The following is a 17,381-nucleotide window of genomic DNA, read 5'->3' as shown; positions in this document are numbered from 1 at the left end:
AAGTTCCAAAGGGCCTGCCGTGGTGCGCGTGAATCGAGCGATTAGTGGTGGTCGCCGTGCGCCTTCTCGATGTCCGTCGAGGTGACCGGAGCGATCCGATCCTCGAAGAACCACCGGGAGAGAGCTGCACGGACCCGCTGTCCACCGGTGATCTTGCCCTGAGCGTTCGGACGGATCATGAGCGGTGCGTAGTCGCGATAGCTCGCGAGGCGCCAGCGCTCGTACTCGTCGACGGGCTCGTGGACCTCGATGTACTCGCCGCCGGGGAGGCGGACGATGCGACCGGACTCGTAGCCGTGGAGAAGGATCTCGCGATCCTTCTTCTGTAGGCCGATGCAGGTGCGCTTCGCGATGAAGTAGGCGATGAACGGTCCGATGATGACGACGGCCTGGAGGACGTGGATGACGCCTTCCATGCTGACCTTGAAGTGCGTCGCGATGATGTCCGACGAGGCTGCGGCCCAGAGGCCTGCGTAGAACGTGACACCGGCTGCACCGATCGCCGTACGGGTCGGGGCGTTGCGCGGACGGTCGAGCACGTGGTGTTCGCGCTTGTCTCCGGTGATCCAGGCCTCGATGAACGGGTAGATGAGCACTGTGACGATGAACAGGCCGAGTCCGATGAGCGGGATCAGGATGTTGAACGACCACGTGCGGTCCCACAGGACGAACTCGAGGTGCGGCGGGATGAGTCGGAGCGCACCGTCGGCGAAGCCGATGTACCAGTCCGGCTGGGTACCTGCCGACACCGGTGAGGGGTCGTACGGTCCGTAGTTCCAGATCGGGTTGATCGTGAACAGCGAGGCGATCAGCATCACGACACCGAAGACGATGAAGAAGAAGCCGCCGGCCTTGGCCGCGTACACGGGGAGGACGGGGTAGCCGACCACGTTCTGCTCGGTGCGGCCAGCGCCCGGGTACTGCGTGTGCTTGTGCACGACGACGAACGTCAGGTGCAGCGCGATGAAGAGCAGCACGAGCGCGGGGAGCAGGAGGATGTGGAGCGAATACAGTCGTCCGACGATGTCCGTTCCCGGGAACTCGCCGCCGAAGAGGAGGAAGGAGATCCAGGTTCCGACGAGCGGGATGCCCTTGACCATGCCGTCGATGATACGGAGGCCGTTGCCCGAGAGCAGGTCGTCGGGGAGGGAGTAGCCGGTGAAGCCTTCAGCCATCGCGAGGATGAAGAGGACGAAACCGATGACCCAGTTGAGCTCGCGCGGCTTGCGGAATGCGCCCGTGAAGAAGATGCGGAGCATGTGCAGGCCGATGGAGGCCACGAAGAGCAGTGCGGCCCAGTGGTGGACCTGACGCATCAAGAGGCCACCGCGGATGTCGAAGGAGATGTCGAGGGTCGACGCCATGGCGGCGGACATCTCGATGTTCTTCAGCGGGATGAACGAGCCGTCGTAGTGAACTTCGGCCATCGACGCCTGGAAGAAGAACGTGAGGAACGAGCCGGACAGCAGGATGATGACGAAGCTGTAGAGCGCGACCTCGCCGAGGAGGAAGGACCAGTGGTCCGGGAAGATCTTCCGACCGAACTCCTTGACGGCGACCGAGATGACGGTGCGTTCGTCGATGTAGTTCGCCGCGGCGGCGGTGAAGCCGCCGGACTTCTTGGCCTGAGGGGCGCCGGACGCCTGCTCAGGAGCGCGTGGTGCTGTTGTGGTACTCAATGACGCTCCCAGAAGCTCGGGCCGACAGGTTCATGGAAGTCGCTCTGTGCGACGAGGTAGCCTTCGTCGTCGACCGAGATCGGCAGCTGGGGGAGCGGCCGAGCAGCGGGTCCGAAGATGACGGCGCAGTGGTTGGTGACGTCGAACTGCGACTGGTGGCACGGGCACAGCAGGTGGTGCGTCTGCTGCTCGTACAGGGCGACGGGGCAACCGACGTGGGTGCAGACCTTGGAGTACGCGACGATGCCGTCGTACGACCAGTCCTTCTTCTCGGGAGACTCGATGAGGTCTTCCGGCTTCAGGCGCATGAGGAGGACGATCGCTTTCGCCTTCTCGTTCAGGACGTGCTCTGCTTCGTGCAGGTTCTCAGGGATCACGTGGAACGCGCTGCCGAGCGTGACGTCCGAGGCCTTGATGGGCGCACCGGAGGGGTCGCGAGCCAGACGGGTTCCCTTTTCCCACATGGTGTGGCTGAGGAGCTCGACCGGGTCCTCGTCCTGCGGTGCGAGACCGCGGAACAGGACGACGCCGGGGAGCGGGAAGGCGACGAGTGCGCCGATGAGGCTGTTGCGGATGAGCGAGCGGCGTCCGAAGCCGGACTCCTCGTTCGCTTCGCTGAAGATCTCGACGGCGCGTGCGCGGGTCTCATCGGAACCACGCGTGGGGTGACGCTGGTCGACGCCCTCGTGGTCCGCCATGAGCGCCTTGCCCCAGTGGACGGCGCCGATGCCGATCGCGAGCAGGGCGAGTGCCATGCCGAGACCGATGAAGAGGTTGTTCAGCCGAACCGAACCGAGGTCCTCGGATTCGATGGGGAATGCCATGTAAGCGGCGATCGCCCAGACGCTTCCGACGATCGACAGGTAGAAGAGCGTGTAGACGAACCGTTCGGCCCGCTTGTCCTTCTTCGGGTCGAGGTCGGTGACGCGCTTGCGGTGCGGCGGCAGACCGGGATCGGCGATCGCATCGCGTGCGATTACTGCCGTGCCGGCCGAGACCTGCAGCTCTTGCCCATGGGCAGACGAGTCGGCGGCGATCTCAGTGCCGCTCGTGTCGTCCTTAGCCATTGTGCTCCTTCGTACGTGTAAAAAGTCGTGTCGCGTCGGTCAGTTGGACTTCGCGGTGATCCAGACGGTGAGGGCGACGATCGTGCCGAGGCCGAAGATCCAGAGGAAGAGTCCTTCGGAAACCGGGCCGAGCGAGCCGAGGTCGTTGCCGCCTGGCGACGGGTTGTTCTCCATGAACTTGAGCGCCGTGATGACGTCGCGCTTGTCCTCGGGGCTGAGGTTCATGTCGTTGAAGACGGGCATGTTCTGCGGGCCGGTGATCATGGCCTCGTAGATGTGTGCTGCGCTGACGCCGACGAGCGACGGTGCGTACTTGCCTTCCGTCAGTGCTCCACCGGCGGCTGCGACGTTGTGGCACATGGCGCAGTTGATGCGGAAGAGCTGAGCGCCGTTGGCTGCGTCACCCTGGCCGTCGAGGTACTTCTCGTCGGGGATGGCGGGGCCGGGGGCGACCGATGCGACGTACGCGGCGAGGGCCGAGATCTGCTCGTCCGTGAACTGGACGGGCTTCTCGGGGGCCTGAGGACCCTGGTTCTGGAGGGGCATGCGACCGGTGCCGACCTGGAAGTCGACCGCCGCCGCACCGACGCCGAGGAGGCTCGGGCCGGCGGTGGTGCCCTGCATGTCGAGACCGTGGCACGTTGCGCAGTTGGCGCTGAAGAGCTTCTGGCCTTCTTCGATCGTCGCTTGGGTGTGCGCTGCGGGAGCCGTGGACGCACTGGCGGTGCTGACACTGAATGCGGCGTAGGCGCCGCCCGTGACGAGCAGGCCGATGGCGAGCAGCGCTGCCGTGGCGAAGGGGCTCCGGCGACCGCTCTTGCGGGCCTTCTTGGTGTGCTTCTGCATGGAGTCAGTCATTCCGTGGTTATTTCAGGACGTAGATGACGAAGTAGAGGCCGATCCACACGACGTCGACGAAGTGCCAGTAGTAGGACACGACGATGGCGCTCGTGGCCTCCTTGTGGCCGAACTTCTTGACGGCGTAGGCGCGACCGATCACGAGGAGGAAGGCGATGAGGCCGCCCGTCACGTGGAGGCCGTGGAAGCCCGTTGTCAGGTAGAAGGCCGAGCCGTAGGCGTTGGAGCTGAGGGAGATGCCCTCGCTCACGAGCGTCGCGTACTCGAAGATCTGGCCGGCGACGAAGACAGCGCCGAGGGCGTAGGTGAGGAAGAACCACTCGACCATGCCCCACTTGCGCGGGCTCCATCCGGTCATCCTGGGCTGCATGCGCTCAGCGGCGAAGACGCCGAACTGGCACGTGAACGACGACGACACGAGGATGATCGTGTTCACCGTCGAGAAGGGAACGTTCAGCCGACTGGTTTCCGCGGCCCACAATTCGGGGGCCATCGATCGCAGCGTGAAGTAGATCGCGAACAGGCCGGCGAAGAACATGACCTCGCTGCCCAGCCAGACGATCGTTCCAACTGCGACCGGGTTCGGTCGGTTGATCCGGGGCGCACTCGGCGCAAGGTTGATTGAGGTGCTCGTCACCCATCCATTATGGCCGAAAGACGGAGCGGTTTTTCGCATTTCGGGGGCTCGGCCGAAGGTGGACCGGGTTAGGTTAACCTAATTTCCTGGTGAAATACCGAACTGTTGCTGGCCGAATCCCGTGACTTCACGAGGCTCACGGCTCCGTCCCAGCGAGGACGTGACGACTGAGTGACAAGCGTGCGGGCGGGCGGAGACTCTCGGGGGACCGGCGAGTCCCCTGTTCAGTCCCTTGTAGGATCGCACTCATGCCTGCTCTCTTCTCCTGGCCCTCACTCATCGGCGATCTGCTCGACGGAAAAGACCTGAGCGTCTCCGAGTCCACCTGGGCCATGGAGCAGGTCATGACGGGCAGCGCGACCGATGCACAATTGGCCGGATTCCTCATCGCCCTCCGCCAGAAGGGCGAGACGGTCGACGAGATCGTCGGGTTCCGCGATGCGATCCTCGAGCACGCGATGCCCCTCGTCGCTCCCTCGCGCGCCCTCGACATCGTCGGGACGGGCGGTGACCGCTTCGGTACGGTCAACGTGTCGACGATGGCGTCGGTCGTCGCTGCCGCGTCGGGCATCCCCGTCATCAAGCACGGCAACAAGGCGGCGAGTTCGTCCTCCGGCTCCTCCGACGTGCTCAAAGCGCTCGGCGTGAACCTCGAGCTCCCGACGGACCGCGTCGCAGACGTGCTCGCCGAGACCGGCATCACCTTCGCGTTCGCTGCCGCCTTCCACCCGGGCTTCGGGCACGCCGGTCCCGTCCGCAGCGAGCTCGGCGTTCCGACGGTGTTCAACATCCTCGGGCCGCTCTGCAACCCGGCTCGTCCGGAAGCGTCCGCCGTGGGTGTGGCGAACGCCGATCGCATCCCGCTCTTCGTCGGGGTGTTCCAGACGCGTGGTGCGACGGCGTTCGTGTTCCGTGGCGACGATGGCCTCGACGAGCTCACGACGACCGGTCACAGCCACCTGTGGGAGGTCAGTCGCGGTGCGGTGACCGAACACGACCTCGACCCGCGGGACCTCGGGTTCGCTCGCGCCAACATCGACGACCTCCTCGGCGGCGATGCTGCGCACAACGCGCAGGTCGCTCGTGCCGTCCTGGCGGGGGAGACCGGGCCGGTGCGCGACATCGTGCTCCTGAACGCGGCCGCCGGCATCGTCTCGTTCGAGCTGTACGACGATCCGTCCCGATCGCAGGAACCGATTCTCGAGCGGTTCGCGGCTGCGATCGACGTCGCCAGGACCACGATCGACTCCGGTGCGGCGACGGCGAAGCTCGACGCGTGGGTCGAGGCCTCGAACCGCGTCGCCTCCTGACATTCGGAGCGCTGGCTCTGGGCAAGCTCTCGACGTCGGAGCGACCGGTTCTGCACGAATGTGCAAGCTGTCTGAGGTGACTCGCCCGGGCCTCCGGACCCCTTACGTCCAGGGGCGCACTGGCGTAGGTTGAGAGTCGGTGCCGACCCCCGGATCGGCTGTCCCGAACCGAACGTCCAGGAGGATTCAATGAAGAAGCTCATCAACGATCCGAAGCACGTCGTCGACGAGGCGGTGGCAGGCTTCGGCGCTGCGCACGCCGACATCGTCGATGTCTCGCTCGATCCGATCTACATCGTCCGCAAGGATGCTCCGTTCGCAGGCAAGGTCGGCATCGTGAGCGGTGGCGGCAGCGGACACGAGCCCCTCCACGGCGGATTCGTCGGCTACGGCATGCTCGACGCAGCCGTTCCCGGTCCGGTCTTCACCTCACCGACGCCCGACCCCATCCTCGCCGCCACGAAGGCCGTCGACGGCGGCGCCGGTGTGCTCCACATCGTCAAGAACTACACAGGAGACGTCCTCAACTTCGAGACGGCAGCCGACCTCGCCCTCGCCGAGGGCATCGAGGTGCGCGCCGTCGTGACGAACGACGACGTCGCCGTCAAGGACTCGCTCTACACCGCCGGTCGTCGTGGCGTCGCGGGAACCGTGCTCGTCGAGAAGATCGCCGGCGCGAAGGCCCAGGCGGGCGCGAGCCTCGACGAGGTCGCTGCAATCGCCGAGAAGGTCAACGGTCTCACCCGCACGATGGGCGTCGCACTCACCCCCTGCGTCGTTCCGCACGCCGGCGAGCCCAGCTTCACGCTCGCCGACGACGAGATCGAGATTGGCATCGGCATCCACGGCGAGCCCGGCCGTGAGCGCATCAAGCTCGAGCCGGCCGATGCGATCGTGGATCGGCTCCTCGACGCGATCCTCGAGGACCTGCCCTACGAGAGCGGCGAGAAGACGCTGCTGCTCGTCAACGGCATGGGTGGAACACCCCAGGTGGAGCTCTTCATCGTGTTCAAGCACGCCGCAGAGGTCTTGGCCGCGAAGGGCGTCGAGGTCTCCCGATCGCTCGTCGGCAACTACACCACGAGCCTCGAGATGCAGGGCGTGTCGATCACGCTCCTCAAGCTCGACGACGAATTGACCGAATTGTGGGATGCGCCCGTGCAGACGGCCGCTCTCCGCTGGGGAAGGTAGGACGCATGGGGCTGGATGGCGCTTGGGCCGTCGACTGGATGCGCAGGAGCGCGGCGGTCGTCGCGGAGCATCGGGTCGAACTGATCACCCTCGATCGGGACATCGGCGACGGTGACCACGGCGAGAACCTCGATCGTGGCTTCTCGGCGATCCTGCCGAAGCTCGACGACCTCGACGCCGATGCGACCCCGGGCGACGTCCTGAAGCTCGCGGCGACGACCCTCATCTCGACGGTCGGCGGCGCGAGCGGCCCTCTCCTCGGCACCGCGTTCCTCAAGGGCGCCATCGCTGCGGGGACGGCGACCGAGCTCGACGCCGCCGGCATCGTGACGGTGCTCACCGCTGCGCGCGACGGCGTGGTGCTGCGAGGCAAGGCCGAGCGGGACGACAAGACGATGATCGACGCCTGGACGCCTGCGGTCGAAGCGGCACAGGAATCGCTCGACGCCGGCGCCGATGTGGTCGCGGTCCTGAACGCCGCGGCGGATGCGGCTCAGGCCGGTGCCGTTGCGACGGAGCCGCTCGTCGCCCGCAAGGGGCGCGCGAGCTACCTCGGCGAACGGGCGATCGGGCATCGGGATCCGGGTGCGCAGTCGAGCGCCTACCTGCTGCGTGCGGCTGCCGATGCCGCAGCGGCATCCGCGGGCGCCTCGACCGGGGCTGACGCATGAGCGTCGGGATCGTCTTCGTCTCCCACAGCCCCAAGATCGCCGAAGGTCTCGTCGACCTGGCCCGTCAGATGGCGCCGGACGCGAAGCTCTTCGCCGCGGGCGGCACCGACGACGACGGGATCGGGACGAGCTTCCAGCGCGTTTCAGACGGCATCGCTGCGGTCGACGACGGGGAGGGTGTCGTCGTGCTCTGCGACCTCGGCTCCGCCATCCTGACAGCGGAGACGGCGCTCGACTTCCTCGAGGACGAGCAGCGGGCTCGTGTCCGCATCGTCGATGCTCCGCTCGTCGAAGGCGGTGTCGCGGCCTCGGTCGCAGCGCAGACCGGTTCGTCGCTCGATGACGTCGTCGCTGCAGCGCGATCTGCCAACGTCGTCGGTGATGCCGATGCGGATTCCGCCGTGGCGGCGCCGGACGCGCCGGCCGGCGCTCCGACCGGAGACGACGGCATCGTGACGGCGACCGTGACGCTGCTCAACAAAGATGGGCTGCACGCGCGTCCAGCTGCGGAGTTCGTCAAACTCGCGAGTACCTTCGGCGCCAAGGTCACCGTCAACGGCAAGGACGCGAAGAGCCTCCTCGGCATCATGGCGCTGGGTCTCACGAAGGGCGCGGACGTCTCGCTCACCGCGGACGGGCCCGACGCTGCCGCAGCAGTCGACGCGCTGACCGCACTCATCACAAGCGGGTTCGGAGAGCTCTGAGCGCGTGCCGGTCGTCGTATCGGCTGGCAGTGCAGGGTACGCGCGCGGAGCACCGAACGTGCGCAGTGCAGGGAATGCGTGCAATTCGGGCACGGCGAGCGTACGATGCCGCACATGGACACGAACGCGACGATGCGGGGTGGGGACGAGCGCTCTGCGCAGTTCTCCGGCGGGACTGACGAGGGCCGTGAAACGGTGGCGGGGTCGCCGATTCCCGTGCCGCACGGCGCAGATGAGGCGGACGCGGGTCGACTGTGCACCGTGTGCGGGCACGCGCTCAGCGAGCACGCCTTCGACAGGAGTTCAACGCACGACCATTACATGTACTGCCCGGTGACTGATCGACTGCCGGATCCCAACCGCTCATCCGTGCCGGTGAACGAGTTCGGAATGGCGCTCGTGAACGAAGATCCCGACGCGCAGTAGCCCGCGTCGGTGACGACGCAGCGGAATCTCCAGCCGCCGCTTCGCGATGCGAAGTGGATGCATCATCCGCAATGGGAGTCCCTGCTGAGTTGGCTTTTCGGCGGGGGTTCTGTCAGTAAGCGGATGTCGTATCCGATGGCTTGGGCGCCTGCGCTCAGGCGCGCTCGAGCGCCAAAGCCTCACGCAGGAGGACAGCAAGCTTGGCTTCGTCGATCTGCTCGACCGACTCGACCTTGAGCGTGCCCATCCGCTGTGAGCCCGCCGGCTCCAGCTCGCCCTGTGCGTCGAGCAGGTCCTGACCGCGCCAGATCATGAAGGTGATGTAGTTCGCGTAGGCCTTGAATCCGGCGATCGGCGTCTTGTCGTCGAGCCACACCGGGTGACCGTGCCATACCGTCCCCTCGATGTCTCCGAGGGCGGTTTCGAGGACCGCGGCGAGCGTCTTCGCCACTTCCTGCAGCGGTTCGGCGACGGTGAGGTTGTACTCGGCGATCGTGGTCGCGGCCATGGGTGAGGCCCTTCTGTCTGCGGTTCTGTCTGCGGTGGTGCTCGTCCGCGGGTCCGTGGTGCGGACTGCGCTCACGCTAGCAATCGGTGCGGCCACGGTCAATCAGGAGCGCCGGGGTCCGATGCGGTGATCGGTGATGCCCGGTGATGTCTCGGTGACGCCTCAGCGACGCCTCAGCGACGTGTCGGCGAGGCGAGCCGGCGGCGCGGCTCAGTGGAGGTCGAGGGACGTGAGCCCTGGGCGACTGGCCGTCGCGGCGAGGATCGCGTCGACGAACGCCGGGTAGTCGGGGAATGCATCGCGTTTGGCCCAGGCTCTGGCTCCCGCCCAACCGAAGTCGATGGTCCTCCGACGCCCTCGGTGGTCGACCGTCGTGACGGTGCGGGCGGTGAGGGATCCCGGCGGCGTGACCAGGATCGAGGCGAGGTCATGGAACCCGACGGTGTCCCGATCGAGGGTGATGGAGGTCCCTGTGACCGTGATGCTGTCCGGTACGCCTCGTCCCGCGGTGACCGCAGGGACGCCCAGGGCGATAGCGAGACCGATCGCGGCGGCGCTGATGCCTCCGTAGGCAAGCATCGCCGTGACGTCCCCGCGAAGCCCCGGCACGTACGCGAACACTGCGCTGAGCGCCAGCCAGGCGGCGCCGACGACTGCCACATTGGCCCAGGCTCGGCTGCGTACGCGGCGAGCGGTCGTCGTGAACGCCGCCGAGCTGAACGGTGTGCGCGCGAACGCTGCATGGTCTCGTGTGGGATGTCCCGGCCCATCAGAGCGTCCGCTCCCGACCATCTGGTAGGTCGGTGGGGTCATGGTCGGGCTCGTGCCATCGGTGTTCGGTGTCTCAGCGGTGTCGGCGGTGTGAGTGTTCTGGGTGTTCTGGGTGTTCTGGTCGTCCATGCTCCCGGCTGCAGTGCTCGAGGTGTCGATGGCTTCGATCGCGGCGACGAGTGCCGAGTACGACCTCCGGCTGAACGCGGTCAGCTTGAGTTCGGTCCGTCCGTCCGTCGTATCGACCAGGATGCTGCGATCGGAACCGTTCGGCAGGCCGTTCATGGTCCTGCGAACGATGTGCGGTGTGAATCGCGTCGTCGAGCGCTGCCAGTCGTGCACCGTTCGACCCGGACGTCGGACCTGGACCCGGGAGTCCGTGACCCGCACGGAGCGGTTCTGCACCCAGAACACCCAGAACGTGACGAACAGGAGTCCGATGGCCCAGATGCCGATGAACAGCGCCGACGGGACGTCCGGATCGATGCGCGGGAGTCGCGCCAGGATGAAACGAGAGAGGGGGAACGCAACGAAACCCGTGAGCAGCACGCCCGGGATCAGGCTCGCGATCTGCGCGCCGAGTTGGGGACGGAACGTCACGCCTCCGGCATCGCTCGTGCGTCGATCGGTGGCGGACGGCATCGGTTCCCCAGGCATTGCCTCAGGCTAGCGTCAGATCGTGTTGATCCGGGAGGGTTCGCCCTCTGTCGTCCTCCTCGGTGTTCGTCCGTGTGGGTGCCTCGTGGTCGTCGACCGGTGGGGTCGGACGGACGACATCGCCACCGAGGAGTGGAAGCACGGCACCTCATTGCGGAAGGCGCTCATCGCTGCGCTCGGTGAGGTGCTCTCCTTCGACGTGGTCCGTGCATTCCCGGTCGACTGAGCTGACGCGATCGCGTCCGGCTGCGGTCATCGCTCCAGAGAGACTGGGCCGTTTGCGCGGATGCTGCTCGCGATGGACACGGCGAGGGGGATCGCGATCACGGTGAGTGCGGCGGCGGTCGGCAGCAGCAGTGTCGGCCCCCAGCTCGCGAGGATGATTCCTCCTGCTGCGCCTCCGAGGGCGATCGAGCAGTTCCACACGGTGACGAGCGCGGACTGGGCCGCGTCCGCTGCTGCGCCCCCGACCCGGGCGACGGCGACCTGGAACAGCACGGAGTATGCACCGAAGGCGAGCCCCCACGCTGCCGCGGCGAGCACGAGCAGCCATGGCGCCGCCGCGAACGAGGCCGCAGTGAGCCCGGTCGCCCCGATCGCGAGCGCCGTGATGACCGACGCGCCCAGGCGCCGGTTGGCGAGTCGGCCGGCTCCAAGGGTGCCGACGACGGATGCGACCCCGAACGCACCCAGCACGACACTCAGTGCAACGGCAGGAGAGCGCCCCGTCAGGACGGGTGCGAGATACGTGTACGCGACGTTCTGAGCGCTCACGGAAGCGGCTACAGCGGCAAGCACGACCAGCACGGAGCGCTTCGCGAGGGCCGTGCGGATCCCGGAGCCGTTCGAGGCCCGAACACCGGCCACCCGTGGGGCGATCAGCAGTGCGACGAGTCCGAGCAGAAGCGTCCCGGCCGAAATGGCGGCATAGACGCCGCGCCAGCCGATCTGGTCGCTCAGGATCGTGCCGACGGGCACTCCGACGGCGAAGCCGAGGGTCGCACCGGACAGCACGATGCCGAGCGTCGAACCGAAACGGCCAGGGTCGGTGAAGCCTCGCGTGTAGCCGGGGAGCATCGCCCAGACGAGACCCGCCACGAGGCCGGCGACGAAGCGGGTGAGGAGGTGCGTCCAGATCTCCGGAGCGAGTGCGGTTCCGAGGTTCGCGAGCATCGAGACCGTGATCGCGAGGAGGACGAGCGTCCGTCGATCCAGGCGGGCCGTCGCGCGGGTGAGCGGGATCGCCGCCGCGATGCAGCCGAGCGCGAAGACGGCGACGCTCTGCCCGGCGAGGGACTCTGAGACTCCGAGGTCTCGAGCCATCGCGGGCAGGACTCCGGCGGGCAGGACCTCCGTGAGGAGCGTGATGAAGCCGACCGCCGAGAGGAGGAGCGCGGTCGGGACGGGTGATCGGCGGAGTCGTGGGGAGGGTGAGCTGGGGCTGGGGCTGGGGCTGGAACTGGAACTGGGGCTGGGGCGCGAGCTGGAAGTGCGATCGCCGGCGGCGAGGCTGTGTTCGGTGGGCATGCATCGAGTGTCGTTCCCTGCCACTAGTGTCAGGGTCAAATCGGCGTGTCGGGAATATCTCCGGAGGGCACTCGGCTGTTGTCGAGGGGTCGCACACAGAACGATCTCAATCGCATTTGGAGAGGACGTGCACATGCGCATCGGAGAGCTCGCTGCGCTGACCGGCAGTACACCTCGCCTGTTGCGATACTACGAGGAGCAGGGTCTCCTGCGACCCGAACGCGGCCCCAATGGGTATCGCGACTACGGCGAGCATCTCGTGCTGAAGGTCCAACGCATTCGTGGACTGTTGAGCGCGGGGATGCCGCTCTCGCTCATCCACGACATCCTGCCGTGCTTCGATGGCGACGACACGATCTACCAGGTCGTTCCCGCTCCCGAGATCGTGACACGGTTGCTCGCCCATCGTGCACGCTTGGACGCGAAGTTGACCTGCCTGCAGGCGAGCCGCGACGCGATCGACGAGTATGTGCTGCGGACCGGTGCGATCGCCGCCGACTCGGTTCCCGCGGAGTCGTTGCGCGCCTGACCGACTCTCTGTCGGTCTCTCACTGTCGAAGCCCTCTCGCTTTCGTCGGCCTTCTGTGCGAGGTTGGGACGGGCGAACGATCGGGGGATGGCGATGACGGTGGCGACAAGTGTCGGTTCGATGGCGCCGAAGCGCGTCACGAGGTACCTGCACAAGGCGCTCATCGTGGTCGGAATCCTCCTGCTCACGCCGTGGTTGATCACGGCGGCGCTCGACGACCGGACGGCGCTCGACGCGACCGGCATCACCGTGGTGGTCGAGACGGGACTGCTCTGGCTCGTCACCCGCGATTTCCGCGGCGACAGCGAGGACCTCGTCGCGCCCCGTGCGTGGTGGCGGATGACCGAATTTCCGACGATGAGCTTCATCGCGGCCGCCTACTGTGCGTTCGGCATCGTGATCAACCTGCACTCGATGCTGACCTGGGGAGCGGATTTCGTGAGTCCCCTGCAGTTCGTCGGTCTGACGATGCTTGGAGCACTGTTCCTGATCTCCGGAGTGCTGCTCGTGCGAGCGGGAGTCACTGCCAAGCGCGTACGTTGACCACAGCGCACTGGCTCAGGAGCCCGTGACGCCGCCTGCGGAAGCCCGCCTCTAGGCCTGCTGCTCGGCGAGCACGCGCTCCAGCACGTCGAAGAAGCCGTTGTAGCCGATGACCGTCTGCTCGTACTGCTCGGGCGTGAGATTGCCGCCGTTCTGCGTCAGCGTCATCTCCGCGCCGTCCGCGACGGCGGTGATCGCAACGGTCACCGGCTCACGGGAAGGGCGTGCGGGGTCGTCCGTCATGGTGAAAGCGAGGAAACCGGGTTCGTCCACTGCGGTGTACTCGCCGAGCCAGTGGATCACGTGCCCGTCCGGCAGGTGCATGTCCGCCCGCCATTCGCCTCCGACGCGGACGTCCATCGACACGGTGTCGAGCGGCACGTCGACGGCGTCCGTCCCGAACCAGACCGAGAACTGATCCGGCGTCGTCCACGCCGCGTAAACGAGCTCGGGCGGTGCTGCGAAGGTACGGGTGATGCTGAGGCCGTCAGTCATGAGTGTGCTCCGTCGTGTCGAAGATCTGAGGGCCGCTGGGCGCGTTCTCGCTTGCGGCCAGCTCGAACCTACCGGACCTCGGTGTCGGCTGCCAGGGAGGGAACGCCGAACCGGTGAGTCACGTGAGCGACGTTCAGCGCTGACGCGCCTGGCGGCCCAGCAGCCAGAGCAGGTACGCGCCACCGAGACAGATCGTGATCATTCCGGCGGGCAGTTGCACGGGGGAGAAGAGCCGTGTTGCGACGGTGTCGCTCGCGAGGAGCAGGACCGACCCCATGAGAGCGGTCGTCACGAGAGGAGTGCGGTCCGGGAGCAGTCGTTTCGTCAGATGCGGTGCGACGAGCGCGATGAACGCGATCGGACCGGCGACCGCGGTGACGGCAGCGGTCAGCGCGATGCCGACGGCCACGATCATGAGCTTCGTGCGCCCCACCCTCACGCCGAGCGCGATCGCGAGATCGTCGCCCATCTCCAGCAGTCGCATCCGATTCGCTCCGAGCGCTGCGATGACGATGAGGACGGCGACGATCGTAGCCGTCGGCACCACTTGCGCCCAGGTGAGGCCGTTGAGCGAACCGGCGCCCCAGACCGCTGCGGCGAGTGCTGTATCCAGGTCCGCGGTGAGGATGAGCCAATGGTTGGCGGCGGTGAACATCGCACCGATCCCGATGCCGACGACGATGAGTCTGGTTCGGCCTCCGTGGCCTCCGGCGGCGAGACCGGCCACGAGCACTGCCGCGAGCACTCCTCCGAGGACGGACCCGATGAGCGTTGCACCGACGCCTCCTCCGACGACCACGATGGCGACGAGGGCTCCCGTGTACGCGCCGGAGGTGAAGCCGACGACGTCAGGGCTGCCCAGCGGGTTGCGGGTGAGCGATTGGAACAGCGCTCCGCTGACTGCGAGACCGGCGCCGAATGCAACGGCCGCCACGATCCTCGGGAGTCGGAGGGTCAGGACGACGGTCCGGGTGGCGCTGTCGCCCCCGCCGAACAGTGCGGCGAGGACGGCACGTGGATCCGCTGCGAACGGACCCGTGAGCAGCGCGAACGTGGCGATCGCCACGATCACCGTGATGAGGCCGAGCACGACGACGATCTCGCGTCGCCTGCGGTGCCTGGTGATCGATCGTCGGACAGTGGGCTCTCGCGTCAGGCTCACAGCTCGCGCAGCTTCCGCGACCGTGCCAGGAGCACGAGGACCGGAGCGCCGACGAAGGCCGTGACGACCCCTGCCGGCAGTTCGCCCGAGTACAGGACGCGACCGAGGAGGTCCGCGACGACGAGGAGGAGCGCACCCAAGACGCCGCAGCACACGAAGAGCGGCCAGGGCCTGGTCGACCCGGCCAGTCGACGAGCGGCGTGCGGCACCATCAGACCGATGAAACCGATCGGACCGGCAGCGGTCGTCGCCGCACCGCACAGGAGCATCACCGCCAGGAGCGATCCGATGCGGACTCGTCCGAGGTGCACTCCCAAGCCGACAGCGACGTCATCGCCCAGGGAGAGCAGCGACATCGAACGGTTGCCGACTGCCGCGATCACGACGCCGACGGCGATGAACGGCAGCACCGCGACGAGGACATCGAAGCCGCGTCCCTGCAAGGAGCCTGCGTTCCACGAACGGAGCTGATCGAATGCTTGTGGCTGCAACTGCCCGATGATCGCTGTGACGCCGCTGAGGACCGCAGTGAGGGCGACCCCGGCCAACGTCATCGTGAGCGGATCGGATCGTCGCCCTCGGCCCGCTCCGAAGAGGTACACGACGGTCGATGCGATCCCTGCCCCCAGCAGACCGCTCCACACGAACCCGAGGGGCGACGTGATTCCGAGGAAACCCACAGAGACGGCGATCGCCAGCGCCGCTCCTGCGTTGACGCCGAGGATTCCAGGGTCCGCGAGGGCATTACGGGTGGTCGTCTGCATGAGAAGGCCGGCGAGTCCGAGGGCTGCGCCGACGACCAGGGCGAGGAGCATCCGGGGGAGTCGCTGTTGGACGACGATGCCGTAGTCGGCCGTTGCGCGGAGCGCCTCGTCCGGTGCGAACACGGCGCGAATCGCGGTCTCGAACGGGATGGGCCGAGCGCCGATCAGCAGGCTCGCGGCTGAGGCCGCGACGAGGGCCAGGAGGAGCACTATCAGAACGATCGGGAACGTCGTGAGGTGCGGGCGCAGCGGTGGCTGGTCCTGCCGTGCCTTCGGGTGCTGCGTGAGAACGGCCACTGAATGAGGATACCCTTACTTCATGCCATCACTTTTCAGCGCTCGTTCGTCGCGCCTGCACGCCACCAGTCCTGTGAGTCGGCTCGGAGCCTCAGCTGCTCGAGGGCCGGTTCGTTCCGTGGCGACGATGGTCGTCGCATCGGTCGCCGTCATCGGGCTGTTGAGCGGATGTGCCACGACCACCGACAAGACCGGTGCAGGCAACGCCGATGTCGCGACCGGTGGCGCGAAGTTCTCGACCGCCGATGAAGCGACCGCTGCGCTCGGAACGGACGCGAAGCCGGGTGTCTTCCCTCGGACGATCACCCACGCGGCCGGAACGACCGAACTCGCAGCCAAGCCGAAGCGAGTCGTTGTGCTCGACACCGGCGAACTCGATGAGGTGCTCGCGCTGGGCGTCACCCCCGTCGGCATCCCCACGACCGATGGAGCCAACCCGACGCCCGCGTATCTCGCCGACAAGGTCAAGGGGATCGAGACCGTCGGCAAGATCCAGGAACTCAACCTCGAAGCGATCGCTGCACTCAAGCCGGATCTGATCCTCGGCAGCCAGCTCCGCGCAGACAAGCTCTACCCTCAGCTGTCCGCCATCGCCCCGACGGTGTTCAGCATCCGTCCCGGGTTCCCGTGGAAGGAGAACTTCCTGCTCGCGAGCAAAGCCCTCGGCGATGAGGACAAGGCCGTCGAGATCCTCAACGACTACGCCCAGAAGGCTGCGGACCTCAAGAAGGACGTGACGGGGAAGCCGACGATCTCGCTGCTCCGCTTCATGCCCGGGAAGACGCGTCTGTACGGCAACAAGTCGTTCATCGGTGTGGTGCTGCATGACGTCGGTCTTCCGAGGCCGAAGGACCAGGACTTCGATGAGCTCGCGATCGAGATCTCTCCCGAGAACGTTCAGCAGGCGGATGCCGATCGCATCTTCTACAGCAGCTACGGCTCACCGGACGCGACAGCCGAGCAGCAGGTGCTCGACGGTCCCGTCTGGCCGACGCTCAGTGCGGTGAAGGCGGACAAGGCCGTTGCCGTCGACGACGGGACGTGGTTCCTGGGCCTCGGGCCGCTCGGTGCGGCTCAGGTGCTCAAGGACCTGCGGAAGCTGCTCGTCACGAAGTAGGGGTACTCAGCTCGCGGGCGACAGCGGGAGGGTGCTCGGCTTCGACGGTTCGCTCAGGGAGATCGCGAGCACGATGAGCCCAGCGACCGGCACGAGCAGCCAGAACACGTTCTGCCAGGCTCGCCCGGTGTCGCGGAGTCGACGGACGGTGACAGCGAGCGTCGGGAGCGCAGTGGCGATCGCCCAGACCGATGCGAGGCTCGAACCGATCGAGATCACCCCGCTGGGCGTGGTGAGGTTGAGGGCGCCGAGGGCGCTGCTCACGAGGGCGACGAACAGGATGAACCACCAGAACTCGGGTCGGTTCGCCCGGCCCGAGAAGTCCGCGTACTTCCGGAACGCGATGCTGATCGCTGCGCCGAAGGTCGTCGAGGTCGTCGAGATCGTCGTGTACGGGCTCGGGGCGCTCGGCGGAGTCGGCTCTGTCATGAGGAGAACTGTATCGAAGGGCGGGGTGCTGTGTCGTGG

The 17,381-nt window shown here is 66.9% G+C and carries 20 protein-coding genes; 9 read left to right on the top strand and 11 right to left on the bottom strand.

The features are described from left to right. Window positions 1-41: 41 nt before the first annotated feature. Genes qcrB through ctaE form a run of 4 tightly spaced genes read right to left on the bottom strand, consistent with a single transcriptional unit; the run spans window position 42 to window position 4,280 of the window. Window positions 42-1,679, bottom strand: a complete 1,638-nt coding sequence (gene qcrB, locus ACQ3HB_RS07915) for a cytochrome bc1 complex cytochrome b subunit (RefSeq protein WP_430919313.1) — start codon at window positions 1,677-1,679, stop codon at window positions 42-44. After that, the gene (qcrA, locus tag ACQ3HB_RS07910) at window positions 1,676-2,746 is read right to left on the bottom strand and encodes a cytochrome bc1 complex Rieske iron-sulfur subunit (protein WP_430919311.1); all 1,071 of its coding nucleotides are present in this window, start codon (window positions 2,744-2,746) and stop codon (window positions 1,676-1,678) included. The genes qcrB and qcrA overlap by 4 nt, the downstream gene beginning before the upstream one ends. 39 nt (window positions 2,747-2,785) lie before the next feature. Then, the gene (qcrC, locus tag ACQ3HB_RS07905; RefSeq protein WP_430919310.1) at window positions 2,786-3,592 is read right to left on the bottom strand and encodes a cytochrome bc1 complex diheme cytochrome c subunit; all 807 of its coding nucleotides are present in this window, start codon (window positions 3,590-3,592) and stop codon (window positions 2,786-2,788) included. A 19-nt stretch (window positions 3,593-3,611) separates the two neighbouring features. Then, complete coding sequence (gene ctaE, locus ACQ3HB_RS07900) at window positions 3,612-4,280, bottom strand: aa3-type cytochrome oxidase subunit III (RefSeq protein ID WP_430919308.1); 669 nt, start codon at window positions 4,278-4,280, stop codon at window positions 3,612-3,614. A gap of 209 nt (window positions 4,281-4,489) precedes the next feature. On the opposite strand from ctaE, the gene trpD reads away from it, so the two are divergent. The 5 genes from trpD (at window position 4,490) to ACQ3HB_RS07875 (ending at window position 8,543) form a co-directional block, all read left to right on the top strand. Beyond that, window positions 4,490-5,551 carry an anthranilate phosphoribosyltransferase gene (gene trpD, locus ACQ3HB_RS07895; protein ID WP_430919306.1) on the top strand — a complete coding sequence of 354 codons (1,062 nt, stop codon included), beginning with the start codon at window positions 4,490-4,492 and terminating at the stop codon, window positions 5,549-5,551. A gap of 189 nt (window positions 5,552-5,740) precedes the next feature. Further along, the gene (gene dhaK / locus ACQ3HB_RS07890; protein WP_430919304.1) at window positions 5,741-6,742 is read left to right on the top strand and encodes a dihydroxyacetone kinase subunit DhaK; all 1,002 of its coding nucleotides are present in this window, start codon (window positions 5,741-5,743) and stop codon (window positions 6,740-6,742) included. Window positions 6,743-6,747: 5 nt separating this feature from the next. Then, entirely contained in the window at window positions 6,748-7,413 is a 666-nt protein-coding gene (gene dhaL, locus ACQ3HB_RS07885; protein ID WP_430919302.1) for a dihydroxyacetone kinase subunit DhaL, read from the top strand. Next, the gene (dhaM, locus tag ACQ3HB_RS07880) at window positions 7,410-8,117 is read left to right on the top strand and encodes a dihydroxyacetone kinase phosphoryl donor subunit DhaM (protein WP_430919300.1); all 708 of its coding nucleotides are present in this window, start codon (window positions 7,410-7,412) and stop codon (window positions 8,115-8,117) included. The genes dhaL and dhaM overlap by 4 nt, the downstream gene beginning before the upstream one ends. A 114-nt stretch (window positions 8,118-8,231) precedes the next feature. Beyond that, window positions 8,232-8,543, top strand: a complete 312-nt coding sequence (locus ACQ3HB_RS07875; protein ID WP_430919298.1) for a hypothetical protein — start codon at window positions 8,232-8,234, stop codon at window positions 8,541-8,543. Between the two features lie 154 nt (window positions 8,544-8,697). On the opposite strand, the gene ACQ3HB_RS07870 is transcribed toward ACQ3HB_RS07875, so the two are convergent. Next, on the bottom strand, window positions 8,698-9,051 hold the full coding sequence (locus ACQ3HB_RS07870; RefSeq protein ID WP_430919296.1) for a DUF1801 domain-containing protein: 354 nt from the start codon (window positions 9,049-9,051) through the stop codon (window positions 8,698-8,700). 210 nt (window positions 9,052-9,261) lie between these two features. Continuing rightward, on the bottom strand, window positions 9,262-10,479 hold the full coding sequence (locus ACQ3HB_RS07865; RefSeq protein ID WP_430919294.1) for a hypothetical protein: 1,218 nt from the start codon (window positions 10,477-10,479) through the stop codon (window positions 9,262-9,264). Window positions 10,480-10,501: 22 nt separating this feature from the next. Between ACQ3HB_RS07865 and ACQ3HB_RS07860 the strand changes: the two genes are divergently transcribed. Then, window positions 10,502-10,705, top strand: coding sequence for a hypothetical protein (locus ACQ3HB_RS07860; protein WP_430919293.1), 204 nt, complete (start codon window positions 10,502-10,504; stop codon window positions 10,703-10,705). 26 nt (window positions 10,706-10,731) lie between these two features. Here the strand turns inward: ACQ3HB_RS07860 and ACQ3HB_RS07855 are convergent, their stop codons facing one another. Then, window positions 10,732-12,006 carry an MFS transporter gene (locus ACQ3HB_RS07855; RefSeq protein WP_430919291.1) on the bottom strand — a complete coding sequence of 425 codons (1,275 nt, stop codon included), beginning with the start codon at window positions 12,004-12,006 and terminating at the stop codon, window positions 10,732-10,734. 133 nt (window positions 12,007-12,139) lie between these two features. Between ACQ3HB_RS07855 and ACQ3HB_RS07850 the strand changes: the two genes are divergently transcribed. Both ACQ3HB_RS07850 and ACQ3HB_RS07845 read left to right on the top strand, forming a co-directional pair. Continuing rightward, a complete protein-coding gene (locus tag ACQ3HB_RS07850; protein ID WP_430919289.1) occupies window positions 12,140-12,535 on the top strand; it encodes a MerR family transcriptional regulator in 396 nt (131 codons plus the stop codon). Window positions 12,536-12,622: 87 nt separating this feature from the next. Beyond that, entirely contained in the window at window positions 12,623-13,078 is a 456-nt protein-coding gene (locus tag ACQ3HB_RS07845) for a hypothetical protein (protein WP_430919288.1), read from the top strand. A gap of 51 nt (window positions 13,079-13,129) precedes the next feature. Here the strand turns inward: ACQ3HB_RS07845 and ACQ3HB_RS07840 are convergent, their stop codons facing one another. The 3 genes from ACQ3HB_RS07840 to ACQ3HB_RS07830 form a co-directional block, all read right to left on the bottom strand. Continuing rightward, complete coding sequence (locus ACQ3HB_RS07840; protein ID WP_430919286.1) at window positions 13,130-13,573, bottom strand: SRPBCC family protein; 444 nt, start codon at window positions 13,571-13,573, stop codon at window positions 13,130-13,132. A gap of 133 nt (window positions 13,574-13,706) precedes the next feature. Next, the gene (locus tag ACQ3HB_RS07835; protein WP_430919284.1) at window positions 13,707-14,735 is read right to left on the bottom strand and encodes a FecCD family ABC transporter permease; all 1,029 of its coding nucleotides are present in this window, start codon (window positions 14,733-14,735) and stop codon (window positions 13,707-13,709) included. Then, the gene (locus ACQ3HB_RS07830) at window positions 14,732-15,796 is read right to left on the bottom strand and encodes a FecCD family ABC transporter permease (protein WP_430919283.1); all 1,065 of its coding nucleotides are present in this window, start codon (window positions 15,794-15,796) and stop codon (window positions 14,732-14,734) included. Before ACQ3HB_RS07830 ends, ACQ3HB_RS07835 begins: the two co-directional genes overlap by 4 nt. A gap of 127 nt (window positions 15,797-15,923) precedes the next feature. On the opposite strand from ACQ3HB_RS07830, the gene ACQ3HB_RS07825 reads away from it, so the two are divergent. Then, window positions 15,924-16,913, top strand: a complete 990-nt coding sequence (locus tag ACQ3HB_RS07825) for an ABC transporter substrate-binding protein (protein ID WP_430919424.1) — start codon at window positions 15,924-15,926, stop codon at window positions 16,911-16,913. A gap of 6 nt (window positions 16,914-16,919) precedes the next feature. Here ACQ3HB_RS07825 and ACQ3HB_RS07820 read toward each other — a convergent pair whose 3' ends face one another. Further along, on the bottom strand, window positions 16,920-17,342 hold the full coding sequence (locus ACQ3HB_RS07820; protein ID WP_430919280.1) for a DUF805 domain-containing protein: 423 nt from the start codon (window positions 17,340-17,342) through the stop codon (window positions 16,920-16,922). Between the last annotated feature and the right edge of the window lie 39 nt (window positions 17,343-17,381).

This window comes from Plantibacter lichenum, assembly GCF_050587525.1.
Lineage (GTDB): Bacteria > Actinomycetota > Actinomycetes > Actinomycetales > Microbacteriaceae > Plantibacter.
Note: the sequence above shows the minus strand (reverse complement) of the source record. Positions and strands in the feature narration are given on the sequence as shown.